This is a genomic window from Streptomyces sp. NPDC041200 (genome assembly GCF_055591805.1).
Genome location: NZ_JBVIZF010000022.1, coordinates 43,727 through 58,203, shown reverse-complemented (window position 1 = coordinate 58,203; position 14,477 = coordinate 43,727). Strand labels below are relative to the sequence as shown.

The following is a 14,477-nucleotide window of genomic DNA, read 5'->3' as shown; positions in this document are numbered from 1 at the left end:
TCCGGGACCGCGGGGGACGTGGTCCAGGCCCGGGACATCAGCGGAGGCATCCACTACCACCGGGACAGCCGCCCCGACGAGCCCAAGCCCCGGCAACTGCCCGGGGACGTCCGGGGGTTCGTCAACCGAGGCGAGGAACTGGGGCGGCTCGACGCCATCCTGACCGACGACCGCGGTGACGTTGGGGAAGACCTTTCCGTCTCGGTCTGCGTCCTCGCTGGGACCGCGGGAGTCGGCAAGACCTCCCTGGCGCTGCGCTGGGCGCACCGGGCGAAGGACCGGTTCCCGGACGGGCAGCTGTATGTGAACCTGCGCGGCTACGACCCCGGCGCGCCGGTCACCCCGCAGGAGGCGCTGCACCGGTTCCTCTCGGCTCTGGGCGTACCGGCCACGGCGATCCCAGCGGACCCGGAAGCAGGCGCAGCGCTCTACCGGTCGCTGCTGGCCGGGCGCAGGGTGCTGGTCGTCCTGGACAACGCGGCCACGGTGGGCCAGGTCAGGCCGCTGCTTCCGGGCACCGCGGGCTGCCTGGTGATCGTGACCAGCCGGAGCCGGCTGTCGGGGCTGGCCGTCCGCGACGGGGCACACACGCTGACGCTGGGCACGCTGGGCGAGTCGGAAGCTATTGCCTTACTGAACGTTGTCACCGCCCCCCACCGGCCTCAGGACGACCGGGACCAGCTCGTCGAGCTGGCCCGGCTGTGCGCCCGCCTTCCGCTGGCCCTGCGCATCGCGGCGGAGCGGGCCGCAAGTCGTCCCCGGATGGGACTGGACGACCTGATAAGAGACCTTCGTGACGAGTCAGCCCTGTGGGATGCCCTGAGCGTGGGAGACGACGAGGAGGCCGAGGCGGTGCGTACCGTGTTCGCTTGGTCCTATCGGGCGCTGCCCGCCGACGCGGCGCGTCTCTTCCGGCTGCTCGGGCTGCATCCGGGCGCCGAGTTCGGCACCGGGGCCGCCACCGCGCTGGACGGGGGCCGTGGTCCCGGGCGGGTGCGGCATCTGCTGGACGTTCTGGTCGGCGCCCATCTGCTGGAGCAGACCGGGGCCGACCGCTACGAATTCCACGATCTGCTGCGCGCCTACGCGGCCGACCAGGCGCGGCACGAGGAGTCCCCGGAGGACCGCGAGGCGGCGTTGTACCGGGTGTTGCTCTGGTATCTGCACTCCGCCGACGCCGCCCAGACCTGGATCAACCCGCAGGAAGCCCATATCCCGCTTGAACCCCTGACTGAGGGCTTCACCGCGGTGTCCTTCGCGGACTACGACGACGCCATGCGGTGGTACGAGGCGGAGCGCGGCAATCTGCTGGCCGCGACGCGCGCCGCCGAGGAGGCCGGTCTCGATCTGATCGCCTGGCAGTTGCCCGCGGTGCTGCGGAGCGTGCACATGATCCTGAACCCGTTCGAGGAATGGCTCACCATGAGCCGGATCGGACTGGGCGCGGCGCGCCGGGTGGGCGACCGCACGGCCGAGGCCGAGCTTCTGGAGAGCCTCGGGATGGCCTGTACGCAGTCCCATCGCCTTGAGGAGGCCGCCGAGTACCACAAGGGTGCCTTGGCCGCTCGGCGGGAGACCGGCGACCGGCTCGGGGAGGCGCTGTCGCTCAACGACGTCGGGCTGATCCACTTGCGAGGGCGTCGACTGGAGGCGGCGAAGGACCACTTCGAGCAGGCCGCACCCCTGTTCCGGGAGCTGGAGGCCGCCCACTGGGAGGCCGTCGTACTGTCGAACCTCGCCGAGGTGACGTACGAACTGGCCCGGCCCGAGGAGGCGTCGGCCTTCGTCCACCGGGCCTTGGAGATGCACCGCGAGCTGGGCAACCAGGGCGGCGAGGGCAATGCGCTGCGCATCCTGAGCGCCGTTCAGCGGGATCGCGGGCAGCCGGAGGAGGCGCTGCGGTCCGCACAGGACGCGCTGGACATCGCCCTCACCCACCGCAACCACATGTGGGAGGGCTACTGGCTGCTGGAGCTGGGGCGGGCGCAGCAGGCGAACGGTGAACCGCACGACGCCCTGGTCTCGTTCCAGCGCGCCGCCTCGCTCCAGCGCCGCCTCGGCGACCGGTCGCGGGAAGCGCGGGCCTGGGACGGCGCGGGGGCGACGTACCGGCGGCTCGGGCGTCCGGCGGAGGCGGCCGACTTCCACCGCCGAGCGGCGGCGGTCCACCGGAAGCTGGACGACCTGTGGCATGCGGCGCTCGCCCTCGACGGTCTCGCCGGTGCGCTGCGCGAGGCGGAAGAAGTCGAGGAGGCGCGGCGGCACTGGGCGGAGGCCCTGCGTGCCCTGGCCTCCTACGACGACCCCCGGGCGGCGGGGCTGCGCGAACGCGTCACCGCCGCCCTCGCGTAACGCGGCCGGTCAGGAAGGCTGGGCGCGGTTGAACGTGGCGGCCCCGGAGGGGGTCAGCCAGACGAGCCGCGCGGTCTGGATGGAGCCGTCACTCCGTGGGCCGAAATACCGGATTGCCCGCTCGGGCGAGTTGAGGACGAGCTGCCGGGTGCCGTCCACACTGGCCACGCGCACAGCGCCGTCTTCGAAGGCTAAGCCCCAAGCGGCGATGACGCCGTCCCGCAGTCCTGGTCCCACGTCGTACTCCTGGATCACGGCGAAGAGTCTGGGTGCGAAGTCGATGACGAGGTCGCACAGTTCCTTGTTGAAGGTTTCGGGCGTCTCCATGTGAGCCTCCGAGAGGTGGTTGCCGCCCCTTCGGGCATGCCGGTGCCAGGGCAGGGGGCATGGAGGGAGCGGTACGCTTCCGGCTTGACCGGTCATCCTTGGGTGATGAGCGCATCACTCACAGTAGGCACAAGGTTGGGGTGGCACAACCTTGTGTCTAAGATTCCTCCGGTCGGGTTGGAGCTGTGTGACGGCTGTTCAGCAGATGTGCGACAGCCTGGAGGGGAGGGTGCGTGCCGCCGAGAACTCAGCCGACGGCGCGTCGGCGGCGCCTGGGCGCTGAACTGAGGAAGATGCGCGAGGCGGCTGGCATGACCGCCCGCGATGCAGCCGAACTGATCGGGACCAACCCGATCCAGATGAGCCACATGGAGGCGGGCAAGGCCGGTGTGAGCGAGGCGCGCCTACGGCACATGGCGTCTCAATACGCTTGCCTCGATGACGCGTTGATCGATTCGTTGGTCGCCATGGCTGGTGAACGCGGTGGCGGGTGGTGGGAGGAGTACCGGGGGACTCTCTCGCACGGGGCGCTTGACCTGGCGGAGTTGGAGCATTTCGCCACGCGGATGCACACCCTTCAGACGGCCTATATTCCGGGCGTGCTGCAAACCGAGGGGTACATCCGGGGACTGCTGTCCTATCGGCTTCCCACGCCGCCGGAACGGCACATCGAAGCCCTGGCCGCCTTTCGCGTGCGGCGGGCCGAGGTGCTGGAGCGCGAGCCCGCTCCCGGGTTCGAGGCGGTCATTCACGAGTCCGCCCTCCGCACGCGGGTTGCCGATCGGGCGACCGCGCGTCAGCAACTCGCGTATCTGCTGGAACAGTCCGAGCGGCCCAATATCGACATCCGCGTGATCCCCTTCGGCGTCGACGGTTTCGGCGGTGCGGGCGACTCCATGCTCTACGCGGACGGTCCCGTGCCCAAGCTCGACACCGTGCAAATCGACGCGCTGCACGGCCTGTTTCTGCTGGACGCGGAGTCACAGCTCGTTCGGTACCGAGCGCTCTTCAAGCGGGCCGTGACCTTCTCTCTCGGAACGGACGAATCCCGAGACTTCATCCAGCGTGTCGCTGAGGAACTGTGAAAGGTGTGGTCATGATGCAGCAGGTGAACTGGCGGAAGTCGACGTTCTCGGGGCACGCCGACAACAACTGCGTGGAATTGGCCGCCCAGGACGGCAAGATCTCACTGCGCGAGAGTGACGACCCCACAGAGGTCGTCACCACCACCCCCGCCTCACTCGGGACCTTCATACGCGCCGTCAAGCGTGGGGGCCTCGACCACCTCACCCGGTCTCGGTGAGGCGCCAGGCGCTGACACCAGTCAGGCCTACGGCCGTCCGACCTGGCGGGTTGCAGTCCGTAGGCTCGCCGCCTATGGATGATAACGCGCTCAACATCGTTCTGGGGCTGGTCACCAGCCTGATCAGCGCTGGTGGGGGCTGGCTGTTCAGGACATACCTGTGGCGACGCCAGCTCCGTCGCAAGCAGGGGTTCTTCGGGCTGTCGAACGGATCGGAATGCCTGCTCGTGGTCAACCAGGACCCGAGTGCACCTGGCCGCAGTGTCCAACGCCATGATGCCTTCGCACTCCTCGAACTCTCCGCTCTCATTAAGGAGTGCGGGGCGCGCGCGGAGATCGTCGTGCACGATCTCGCCCGCCTGGGTTTCGGCGCGCGGACAGAGTTCTGCGTCGGTGGCCCGACGTCGAACCGTCGCACCGAGGCTCACATGCGTTCGCTGCTGCCGGGGATCGAGGTGAACACCGACTACGAGAACATCCCCGACGGTTTGGCATTCACCATCGGTAGTGAGGTGTACCGGCTGTCCAAGGGCATAGCCGAGTATGTGGTGCTCGCCCGCCTCACCACGCCGGAGAGCGACCGTCCGGTCTTCCTCGCCGCAGGCCAGCGCGGGATCAACAACCAGGCAGCCATACGCTACCTGGCCAGGCATCACGTTCAGCTTGCCGCGCGGTACGGGCTCGATGGGGTCTTCTGCCTCTTGCTCAAGGTTTTCAACTCAGACGCGTACGGCCCGGACATGGTGGAAGTGGTCGCCGACGTCACCGCCGAGGCGACCACACCAAGGTGATCGGGCTGCCTGCGCTGCCACGGCCCGGATGCGGTACTCGGACTTGGGCACGCTGCAGGTCAGCCCGCCCCGGGAGCGGCCCAGGGCTTCATGGCGTGAAACCGTAGGTTCGCCGCGTCGATCGAGCGCCTACGCGCTCAGTTCGGGGCGGGGAACAAGGTCACCCCGCTACAGAGGAAGCCAGTGCCAGGGACGATCAGCTCCTGCAGCTGAGGTCCAGTCGAAGCCGAAAAAGGGGCACCGACGGAATCCACTGATCAGCGCACATGGGAGCGAGTTTCCGTGGCAGATCCCACCCGCACGTTGATGGTGTGAGTCGCCCATTGCGAACGGATCGTCGTTGCGGAGGGCCAGGGCCGGAGGTGACAATGCCTGGAGGTGCCGGGTGGTCATCCCGGCGAAGTGTTGGAGGCGTTGCTCGTGAACGCCGCATGTCTGCGGTGCGCCTTCGTGTGCGCGCCAGACGCTGACCACTTCGCTTCGCCCACCGGCTGACTTACTTCGTTCACGGTGGGCGCTTCCCCTCATGGGAGACCACCGTAGTGTCCGAAGAATCCTTGCCCGGTGATCGCCGTCCTCTGACAACGGTCCTTGCCGCCAACGTCGTTTCGATCACCGGGAATTGCCTCACGAACATGGGCGTGCCGTGGTTCGTGCTGCAGAGCACGGGCAGTGCCATCAAGGCCGGGATCGTCGCGTTCTGCACGATGCTGCCCGTAGTGCTCGCTGCGCTTGTCGGTGGTCCGGTCATCGACCGGGTCGGCCGGCGGCGGGTGGCCGTCATGTCGGACCTCGTCTGCGGAGTGGCCGTTGCGGCGATCCCGCTACTTCAGTTCGCCAACGTCCTAAATTTCTGGATGCTGTGCGCGTTGATGGCGGTCACAGGACTGTTCCGTGCGCCAGGTGAAACTGCCCGCAGTGTGCTGTTGCCCACGCTCGCCGAACGCGCCCGGATGCCGCTGACCAGGGCTGCCGGGTTGTACGACGGTGCGTCACGCTGTGCGGCGCTGACTGGATCGGCTCTCGGCGGTGTGCTGATCGCCGTACTCGGAGCCGAGAAAGCTCTGTTGGTGGATGCCGCGACCTTTGCTGTGTCCGCGCCGCTGTTCGCGTTCGGGGTGCGCGGCCTGCCCGAGGCGCAGGCCCAGCCGCGGGCCGAGTCGATGTCGCTGCGTGCCTACCGTCGTGAGCTGGGGGAGGGCTATCGCTTCGTGGCGGCCACGCCGTTGCTGCTGGGCTTGTGCTTCATGACGCTGGTGACCAGGGGCCTCGACCAGGGGTGGAGTGCCGTGCTCCTCCCCGTGCATGCCCGTGAGGAGCTGGGTGGGTCCGTCGATCTCGGTCTGCTGGAGGCTGCGTTCGGGGTCTGCGCGCTCAAGGGGGCGCTGGTCTATGGAGCGGTGGGCAGCCGCTTTCGGCGGTGGCCGGTGTTCACGGTGGCGTTTCTCATCGTGGGCCTGCCGCGCTTCGTGGTGGCCGCCTTAACCGACACTTTCGCGCCGCTGGCGGTGATGATGGCGGTTGAGGGTCTCGTCTGCGGTGTGCTCAACCCCATCATGGCCACAGTGACGTATGAGACGGTGCCGGAGGAACTGCGCAACCGCGTACTCAGTGCGACAACAGCCTCGTTCCAGCTGGTCACTCCGCTGGGCGGGCTGGCTGCAGGCTTCCTCGTGGATTCGGTCGGCATGTCCTCGTCGCTGCTGACGGTTGGCGGTGTGTATCTGCTCGCCACACTGTGTCCGGTGATCTTCCCGGCCTGGAGGCAGATGGACAATACCGGTTCTCCTCACGACAGGGCGGAGGGCTCGCTGCCGCGGGGCTCGGGATCGAAGCGGGTGTAGAGCGGCGCGGGCCGCCTGTGCCTGGGCTGTCTTCCGCCTGCGCACCACCGGCCGGGGCTTCTGACCGCCGCGACGATTGAAGGGCTACGGTCTTGCCCAAACTTGCTTCCTCCCGGGTCGTACCCTGACGGCCGGTCAGCCTAAGACGGCGACCGCCCCGCGTGACCGCGTCGTTGCCGCCCTGGAGCCGGGCAGCACATGGGTGGTGCGGGTCCAGCTCACTCGGAGGTGCTGGCGTACGGACGGCCGGGCACCGGATCCTGGGTGAGGATCATGCGGTCCGGGACGTGGGCGGTGTCGCGGTGGGCCAGGAGCCAGTAGAGGGCGGCGGGGGCGGCTAGGCCGATGAGCCAGGAGATGTCCGCGCCGCCCAGCGGGGCGACGAAGGGGCCGGTGTAGAAGTGGGTGGACAGGAAGGGGAGTTGGGCGAGGACGCCGAGGGCGTAGGCGGTGAGGGCCTTCCAGCGCCAGGCGCCGTAGCGGCCGTGGGGGTCGCTGAGGGCCGGGATGTCGTAGCGCTCCTTGGCGATGGCGTAGTAGTCGACCAGGTTGATCGCGCTCCACGGGGTGAAGAAGGTCAGCAGGAACAGCAGGAAGTCCTTGAAGGAGGACAGGAAGCTGTCCTTGCCGAGGAGGGCGACCGCCGTGCCCGCGGCCATGATCCCGGCGATGTAGGCGGTCCGGGCGCGCGGGGAGAGGGTGGCGTGGCCGCGGAAGCCGCTGACGCTGGTCACCATCGACATGAAGCCGCCGTAGGTGTTGAGGACGTTGATCGTCAGTTTGCCCAGCGCGATGACGAAGTACAGCAGTGAGGTGATCACGGCCGCGCCGCCGCCCAGGCCGACGACGTAACTGACCTCGTGGCCGACGAAGGCGTCGCCCGCCGCGGCGGCGGCGAGGGCGCCGAAGGTCATGGACCACTGGGAGCCGAGGACCGTGCCCGCGAGGGTCCAGGAGAACGTGGCCCGGGCGGAGGTGGAGCGCGGCAGGTAGCGGGAGTAGTCGGCGACGTACGGGCCGAACGCGAGCTGCCAGGAGGCGGAGAGCGACACCGCGAGGAGGAAGAGCGGGAAGTCGAAGCTCCGGTCCTGGAGGAGCGTGGCCAGGTCGGCGCGGTCCAGCAGCCGGATGCCCAGGTAGACGAAGGCCAGGGCGCAGACCACGCCCGCGATCCGGCCCAGGGTGTGGATCAGGCGGTAGCCGACGGCCGCGGCCACGGCGGTGACCAGGGCGAAGAGGATGATGCCGGTGGTGTCGCCGAGGTGGGTGAGTTCGCCGACGGCCTGGCCCGCCAGCACGCTGCCGCTGGCGAAGAAGCCCACGTACATGACGATGACCAGCAGCAGCGGGACGATCGCGCCACGGACCCCGAACTGGGCCCGGGAGGAGATCATCTGGGGGAGGCCGAGCCGTGGCCCCTGGGCGGAGTGGAGCGCCATGACGGCCCCGCCGAGCAGGTTGCCGACCAGCAGGGCGATGACCGACCAGAAGGCGCCCACGCCGAAGACGACGGCCAGGGCGCCGGTCACGACGGCGGTGATCTGGAGGTTCGCACCGAGCCACAGCGTGAACTGGCTGAAGGCGGTGCCATGGCGCTCAGCGTCGGGGACGACGTCGATGGAGCGCCGCTCGACCAGGGAGGTGGACATACGCCGCTACTTCTTGGTGAGGCCGTGGTCGGCGGCCCAGTCGGCGGCCACCTCGTCCGGGTCCTTCTTCTCCTTGTCGACCAGTTTGTTGAGCCGGGCCAGTTCGTGGGTGGTGAGGGCGACGCCGAGCTTGGCCAGGGCCTTGCGGACCTTGGTGTCGGCCTTGGCGCCGCGGATGACGGGGACGATGTGCTGGGCGGGGATGAGGGCCTTGGGGTCGGCGAGGATCACCCAGCCGTTGCCCTCGATGTCGGGGTCGGTGGAGAAGAGGTTGGCGACGTCGACGTCGCCCTTCTTCAGGGCGCCCTTGACCAGGGGGCCGGAGGCGTCGAGGGCCTTGAACTCCTTGAAGGTGACGCCGTAGCGGTTCTTGAGGCCGACCAGGCCGACGACCCGGTTCTTGTCCTCCGCGGGGCCGCCGAAGACGAGTTTGCCGTTCTGCTTCTTCAAGTCGCTGAAGCTGCGCAGGCCGTACTTGTCGGCGGTTTCGCGGGTGACGCAGAAGACGTCCTTGTCCTCGGCGGCCGCGTACGAGAGGGCTTCGAGGCCGCTCGGGAGGGCGACGGTGAGGGCGTTCTGCAGGTCGCCCGCCTGCGTTTGGGGCGCCTTGTCGTCGAAGTGGAGGAGCAGATTGCCCTGGTACTCGGGGAGCAGGTCGATGTCGCCCTGCTGCAGGGCGGGGATGACGATTTCGCGGGAGCCGAGGTTGGGCCGGACGCTCGTCTTGACTCCGGCGCCGCCGAGGGCCTCGGCGTAGAGGTAGCCGAGGAGCTGGTTCTCGGTGAAGTTGGCGGTGCCGATGACGAGGCCGCCCGCGCTGCTGCCACCGCCCTCGCCGCCTCCGCCGTCGCCCTTGAGCGAGGTGATGCCGCTGCTGCAGGCGGCGAGGGTGGGCACGGACGCTCCGGCGAGCAGGCCGCCGAGCAGTTTCCTGCGGTTCATGGGTCTCCTTGGGGCCGTGTCGTCAGTGCGCTTGGGAGGGGGCGGGGCGGTTGCGGAAGAGCAGGCGTTGGACGGAGGCCAGGGCCAGATCCAGGGCGATGGCCAGGATGGCGACCAGCACCGCCCCGCCCAGGACCTGCACCAGGTCGCGCTGGGCGAGCCCGTCGAAGACGTAGCGGCCGAGGCCGCCGAAGCTGACGTACGCGGCGATGGTGGCGGTGGCCACGACCTGGGTGCAGGCCAGCCGCAGCCCCGTCATGATCAACGGGAGGGCGAGCGGGATCTCGACCTGGAAGAGGACGTGGTGCCAGCGCATGCCCTGGCCGCGTGCCGCGTCCCGGACCTCGGGGTCGACGGCGGCCATGCCCGCGTACGTGTTGGTGACGATGACCGGGACCGCGAGGGCGACCAGCGAGATGTAGACCGGCCACATGCTGAGCCCGCTGGCCAGGAAGACCAGGGTGACCAGGCCGACCGTGGGCAGCGCGCGGCCGAAGCCGGAGAGGTTGATGGCGAGGAACGCGCCGCGCCCGGTGTGGCCGATCAGCAGCCCGACCGGGAGGGCGATGAGGGCGGCGACGAGGGTGGCCAGCAGCGAGTACTGGAGGTGTTCCAGGAGGCGGGTCGCGATGCCGTCCGGCCCGGACCACTGGGTGCCGCTGGTCAGCCAGCGGGCGAGGTTCCGCAGCAGTTCGATCATGTCAGGCACGCCTCCTCAGCCAGGGGGTGCACAGCCACTGGATGGCGACCAGCGTGGCGTCCGCGACCAGGGCGAGCAGCAGGGACAGGACGACTCCGGCGACAACCGGGGTGGGGTAGTTGCGCTGGAAGCCGTCGGTGAACAGCTGGCCGAGGCCGCCGTATCCGATGTAGCTGGCCACGCTGACCAGGGAGATCGCCATCACGGTGGAGACCCGTACGCCCGCCATGATCACCGGGAATGCGAGCGGCAGCTCGACCGTGAGCAGGGTGCGCAGCGGGCGCGCGCCCATCGCCGTGGACGCCTCGCGCGCCTTGGCGGGGACGCTGTCCAGGCCCTCGACGGTGTTCCGGAGCAGCACGGTCAGGGTGTAGATCGTGAGGCCGGTGATCGCGGTGGTGCGGGTGAGGCCGGTGATCGGCAGCAGCAGCACGAAGATCGCGATGGAGGGGATGGTGAAGAGGACGTTCGAGAGCCCGAGGAGGACCCCGCGCAGCGCCCGTACGCGATGCGCGATGACCGCCAGCGGCACCGCTATCAGCAGACCGAAGAGGACTGCTGGAACGGCGGTGGAGAGGTGGTCGAGGGTGAGCGTGATGAGGTCGTCCAGGTGATCGGGGAACCAGCCCCAGTCGACGGTCATGCGGTCACGCTCGCGTCGGGGTCGGGAGTGTCCTCGGGAACGTCCGCGGGGGCCGTCTTCTCCGCCTCGCGGCGGCCCGCCTCCGCGTGGCGGCGCCCCGCGTGCTCGTGGATCCGGTCGCGCCCGGTGACCCCGGTCAGCACGCCGTCCGCGTCCACCCGGGCGACGAGCCCGGCGGGGGAGGCCAGCGACTCGTCGAGAGCGGCCAGCAGCGAGTCGGTGTCGCGCAGCGGGCGCACCGGCAGCAGCGGGGCCTTGTCGCCGTCCGGGCCCTCGGTGTCGCGCCAGCCCAGCGGCTCGCCGCGGGTGGACGTGATCAGCCGCCAGCGCTGCGTGGAGTCGCCGGATCCCGTGCCGTCGGCGGCGGGCGCGGGCTCCTGCGGTACGCCGTCGAGCGTGGTGAGCGAGAGCAGCTTGAGCCCGCGCTCGGCGCCGAGGAAGCCCGCCACGAAGTCGTCGGCGGGTGCCGCCAGCAGCTCGGCCGGGGGCGCGCACTGCACGAGGTGGCCGCCGGTGCGGAAGATCGCTATCCGGTCGCCGAGCCGGACCGCCTCGTCGATGTCGTGGGTGACGAAGACGACCGTCTTGCGCAGCTCGCTCTGGAGCCGCAGCAGCTCGTTCTGGAGCTGGGTGCGGACGACCGGGTCGACCGCTCCGAACGGCTCGTCCATCAGCAGCACCGGCGGATCGGCCGCCAGTGCCCGGGCCACCCCGACGCGCTGCTGCTGACCGCCCGAGAGCTGGTGCGGATAGCGCTTCCCGGAGCCCTCGGGCAGCCCGACCAGCTCCAGCAGCTCGGCGGCGCGCGCCCGCGCTTTGCGGCGGCCCCAGCCCAGCAGCAGCGGGACGGTCGCGATGTTGTCCAGGATCGTGCGGTGCGGGAAGAGTCCCGCCTGCTGGATCACATAGCCGATGCCGCGCCGCAGCTCGGCGGCGTCGGCCTTGAGAATGTCACGCCCGCCGACGCTCACCGTGCCGCTGCTCGGCTCGACCATGCGGTTGACCATCCGGAGGGTGGTGGTCTTGCCGCAGCCCGAGGTGCCGACCAGGACGGTGATGTCGCCCTCGGGTAGTTCGAGGCTGAGATCGTCGACGGCGGTGGTGCCGTTCGGGTAGTGCTTGCTGACGTGCTTGAAGCTGATCATCCGCTTCCCCTTGCCCTGCCTGCATATAGTCATGCACAGTCATAGTCGAGTGAATAGAAGTCAATAGGTGTGCGTTAATCGCCGGTTACTTCTGCTCGCAATATGGGACGAAAGCGCTTGGCGGCTAGCCCGTAAAGGGCGGGTTCGAGAGGGGTTGCCCTGGATGGTGTCTCACATGCTGGATTCGACGGCGACCGCCTACGGCGCGGGTGTCACCGCCGCGCCACGGATCACGCTCGACGGCCACGGCCTGCGCGTCGCCGATGTCGTACGCCTGGCCGACCGCAGAAACCTACCCGCAGCCCCCGACCCCGCCGCCCTCGCCCTCGCCGAGCGCGCCTGGGAGACCGCGGAGCGGCTCTCCGCCACCGGACGGGTCTACGGCCGCTCCACCGGCGTCGGCGCCAACCGCACCGAGGAGGTCGGCCCCGGCGCCGACCACGGACTGCGGCTGCTGCGCAGCCACGCCGGGGCCATCGGCGCCCCGCTGCCCGGCCGCGAGGTCCGCGCCATGATGGCCGTCCGGGCCAACCAGGTGCTCGCGGGCGGCGCCGGACTGCGCCCCTCCGTCGTCACCTCGCTCGTCCAAGCGCTGGACGCCGGTGTCCACCCCGTGGTCAACGAGTTCGGCGCGGTCGGCACCGGCGACATCGCCGCGCTCGCCCAGGCGGGCCTGGCCCTCGTCGGCGAGCACCCCTGGGACCTCGCCGAAGCCGCCCCCGGCGGCCGGGCTCCCGACCCCATCGCCCTCGACAGCAACGACGCCCTCGCGCTCATCAGCAGCAACGCCCTCACCCTCGGCCAGGCCGCGCTCGCCCTCGCCGACCTGCGGCGACTGCTGTCCGCCTCGCTCCCCGTCGCCGCGCTCTCGCTGATCGCGGTCGGCGGCTCGTACGAGGCGTACGCCGAACCCGTCCAGCTCGCCCGCCCGCACCCCGGCTCCATCCGCGCCGCCGCCCACATACGCGCCCTCCTCGGCGCCCCCGCCCGGCCCACCCCGCCGCTCGGCCGCATCCAGGACCCGTATGGTTTCCGCTGCCTGCCGCAGATCCACGGCCCGGCGCTGGACGCCGCCGACATGCTGGAGCGGGTGCTCAACGTCGACGTCAACGCCGCCGCCGAGAACCCGCTGATCAGCTCCGAGGACGAGGCCGCGTACCACAACGGCAACTTCTACGTCGCGCACGCCGCGCTCGCCCTCGACCACTTCCGGCTCGCCGCGCTGCAGACCGCGCGGCTGTCCACGGCCCGGCTCGCGGCGCTCAGCGAACCCGACTTCACCCGGCTCCGGCCCTTCCTCGGCGACCCCGCGCCCGCCAGCTCCGGCGTGATGATCCTGGAGTACGCGGCGGGCGCGGCCCTCGGCGAGATGCGGGCCGTCTCCCACCCCGCCTCCCTCGGCCACGCCGTGCTCTCGCGCGGCGTCGAGGAACAGGCCAGCTTCGCCTCGCTCGGCGCCCGCCAGACGCTACGGGTGGCCGACCACTACCGGCAGGTGCTGGCCTGCGAACTGGTCGCGGCGGTCCGCGCGCTGCGCCAGCGCGGGCTGGAACCGGAGCCCGACGTACCGGCGGCGGCCGCCTACGCCCTGGCGGCGGAAGTCCTCGATCCGCGGATGGAGGACCGGCCGTTGACGGAGGATGTGGCCGACGCGGTGGGTCTGCTGGACCCGCTGGCCGACGTGTGCGAGGGCGTTGAGCTTGCTGTGGCTCGTGAGAGCGCTGAGGGTCAGGAGGACTGATGACTACGGACAACGGGGTGGCGGACGTGGCCGGTGTGGCGCCGGACGGCCCGGCGGGTGCGGGTGCCCCGGCGAGCGCGGGGAGCCCGGCGAGTGCGGGCAGCTCCGCTGGTGCGGACGGCCCCGCGGGCACGGGGAGCCCCGCGAACACGGGGAGCGCCGCTCGCCTCCAGGCTCTGTTCGAGGGCCACCGCCTCACCCCCACCCAGCGCCGCATCGCCCACTGCATGGTGCGGCGGGCGGCGGACGCCCCGTTCCTCTCCAGCGTCGAACTCGCCGAACTCGCGGGCGTCAGCCAGCCCTCCGTGACCCGCTTCGCGGTCGCGCTCGGCTTCGACGGCTACCCCGCGCTGCGCAAGCACCTGCGCGACGTCGCCCCCGCCGCCGATCAGCGGGCCGCGGGGGACGACGCGTACAACGAGTACCAGCAGGCCGTGCAGTCCGAGATCGACAACCTGCGCCACCTCGCCGCCCTGCTCGCCGACCCCGAACCGGTCCTCCGCGCCGGGCGGCTGCTCGCCGCGTCCCGTCCGCTGCCGGTCCTCGGCCTGCGCGCCGCCTCCGCCCAGGCGCGGGGCTTCACGTACTTCGCGCGCAAGGTCCACCCCGACGTCCGGCTGCTGGACGAGGGCGGCACGATGCTCGCCGACCGCATCGACGCCGCCCACCGCGCGGGCGCCACCGCCCTGCTGTGCTTCGCCCTGCCGCGCCATCCGAGGGAGGTCGTGGAGGGGCTGGAGTACGCACGGGAAACCGGCCTGACCGTCGTCGCCGTCGCCGACAGCGCCTTCGCCCCGGTCGCCCGCCACAGCGATCTGCTGCTGCCCGCGGCAGTCGGGACGGGGCTGGCCTTCGACACGGCCTGCGCGCCGATGCTGCTGGGGCGGGTGCTGCTGGAGGCCATGTGCGACGCGCTGCCGGAGGCGCAGGCGCGGCTGGAGGAGTTCGACGCGCGGGCGGCTGCGCGCGGGCTGTTCGTCGAGTAGGTCCCGTCTCACCTAGGTCCCGTCTCACCGAATTCTCAGCCACCCTGACTACAG

At 70.4% G+C, this 14,477-nt stretch carries 13 protein-coding genes; 7 read left to right on the top strand and 6 right to left on the bottom strand.

Going from position 1 to position 14,477, the window contains the following annotated elements; genetic code table 11:
* The first annotated feature begins 18 nt into the window (after nucleotides 1–18).
* Nucleotides 19–2,352 (top strand): ATP-binding protein, encoded by a 2,334-nt coding sequence (locus ACZ6CL_RS32190; protein WP_468942200.1) that lies wholly within the window; start codon nucleotides 19–21, stop codon nucleotides 2,350–2,352.
* Between the two features lie 9 nt (nucleotides 2,353–2,361).
* Here ACZ6CL_RS32190 and ACZ6CL_RS32185 read toward each other — a convergent pair whose 3' ends face one another.
* The gene (locus tag ACZ6CL_RS32185; RefSeq protein WP_468942198.1) at nucleotides 2,362–2,679 is read right to left on the bottom strand and encodes a hypothetical protein; all 318 of its coding nucleotides are present in this window, start codon (nucleotides 2,677–2,679) and stop codon (nucleotides 2,362–2,364) included.
* A gap of 233 nt (nucleotides 2,680–2,912) precedes the next feature.
* Between ACZ6CL_RS32185 and ACZ6CL_RS32180 the strand changes: the two genes are divergently transcribed.
* The 4 genes from ACZ6CL_RS32180 (at nucleotide 2,913) to ACZ6CL_RS32165 (ending at nucleotide 6,617) form a co-directional block, all read left to right on the top strand.
* Nucleotides 2,913–3,764: a helix-turn-helix domain-containing protein gene (locus ACZ6CL_RS32180; RefSeq protein WP_468942196.1), complete on the top strand. Its 852-nt coding sequence runs from the start codon at nucleotides 2,913–2,915 to the stop codon at nucleotides 3,762–3,764.
* A gap of 11 nt (nucleotides 3,765–3,775) precedes the next feature.
* The gene (locus ACZ6CL_RS32175; RefSeq protein ID WP_468942193.1) at nucleotides 3,776–3,982 is read left to right on the top strand and encodes a DUF397 domain-containing protein; all 207 of its coding nucleotides are present in this window, start codon (nucleotides 3,776–3,778) and stop codon (nucleotides 3,980–3,982) included.
* A gap of 74 nt (nucleotides 3,983–4,056) precedes the next feature.
* Nucleotides 4,057–4,773 (top strand): hypothetical protein, encoded by a 717-nt coding sequence (locus tag ACZ6CL_RS32170; RefSeq protein ID WP_468942190.1) that lies wholly within the window; start codon nucleotides 4,057–4,059, stop codon nucleotides 4,771–4,773.
* A gap of 542 nt (nucleotides 4,774–5,315) precedes the next feature.
* Nucleotides 5,316–6,617, top strand: a complete 1,302-nt coding sequence (locus tag ACZ6CL_RS32165) for an MFS transporter (RefSeq protein ID WP_468942188.1) — start codon at nucleotides 5,316–5,318, stop codon at nucleotides 6,615–6,617.
* Between the two features lie 218 nt (nucleotides 6,618–6,835).
* On the opposite strand, the gene ACZ6CL_RS32160 is transcribed toward ACZ6CL_RS32165, so the two are convergent.
* Genes ACZ6CL_RS32160 through ACZ6CL_RS32140 form a run of 5 tightly spaced genes read right to left on the bottom strand, consistent with a single transcriptional unit; the run spans nucleotide 6,836 to nucleotide 11,696 of the window.
* On the bottom strand, nucleotides 6,836–8,266 hold the full coding sequence (locus ACZ6CL_RS32160) for a purine-cytosine permease family protein (RefSeq protein ID WP_468942186.1): 1,431 nt from the start codon (nucleotides 8,264–8,266) through the stop codon (nucleotides 6,836–6,838).
* A 6-nt stretch (nucleotides 8,267–8,272) separates the two neighbouring features.
* Nucleotides 8,273–9,208, bottom strand: coding sequence for an ABC transporter substrate-binding protein (locus ACZ6CL_RS32155; RefSeq protein ID WP_468942184.1), 936 nt, complete (start codon nucleotides 9,206–9,208; stop codon nucleotides 8,273–8,275).
* A gap of 22 nt (nucleotides 9,209–9,230) precedes the next feature.
* Entirely contained in the window at nucleotides 9,231–9,908 is a 678-nt protein-coding gene (locus ACZ6CL_RS32150; protein ID WP_468942301.1) for an ABC transporter permease, read from the bottom strand.
* 1 nt (nucleotide 9,909) lies between these two features.
* The gene (locus ACZ6CL_RS32145) at nucleotides 9,910–10,551 is read right to left on the bottom strand and encodes an ABC transporter permease (RefSeq protein ID WP_468942182.1); all 642 of its coding nucleotides are present in this window, start codon (nucleotides 10,549–10,551) and stop codon (nucleotides 9,910–9,912) included.
* Nucleotides 10,548–11,696, bottom strand: coding sequence for an ABC transporter ATP-binding protein (locus ACZ6CL_RS32140; protein ID WP_468942298.1), 1,149 nt, complete (start codon nucleotides 11,694–11,696; stop codon nucleotides 10,548–10,550). Before ACZ6CL_RS32140 ends, ACZ6CL_RS32145 begins: the two co-directional genes overlap by 4 nt.
* A 163-nt stretch (nucleotides 11,697–11,859) precedes the next feature.
* On the opposite strand from ACZ6CL_RS32140, the gene ACZ6CL_RS32135 reads away from it, so the two are divergent.
* The gene (locus tag ACZ6CL_RS32135) at nucleotides 11,860–13,437 is read left to right on the top strand and encodes an aromatic amino acid lyase (RefSeq protein ID WP_468942181.1); all 1,578 of its coding nucleotides are present in this window, start codon (nucleotides 11,860–11,862) and stop codon (nucleotides 13,435–13,437) included.
* Complete coding sequence (locus ACZ6CL_RS32130; protein WP_468942179.1) at nucleotides 13,437–14,423, top strand: MurR/RpiR family transcriptional regulator; 987 nt, start codon at nucleotides 13,437–13,439, stop codon at nucleotides 14,421–14,423. The genes ACZ6CL_RS32135 and ACZ6CL_RS32130 overlap by 1 nt, the downstream gene beginning before the upstream one ends.
* The last annotated feature ends 54 nt before the right edge of the window (nucleotides 14,424–14,477 follow it).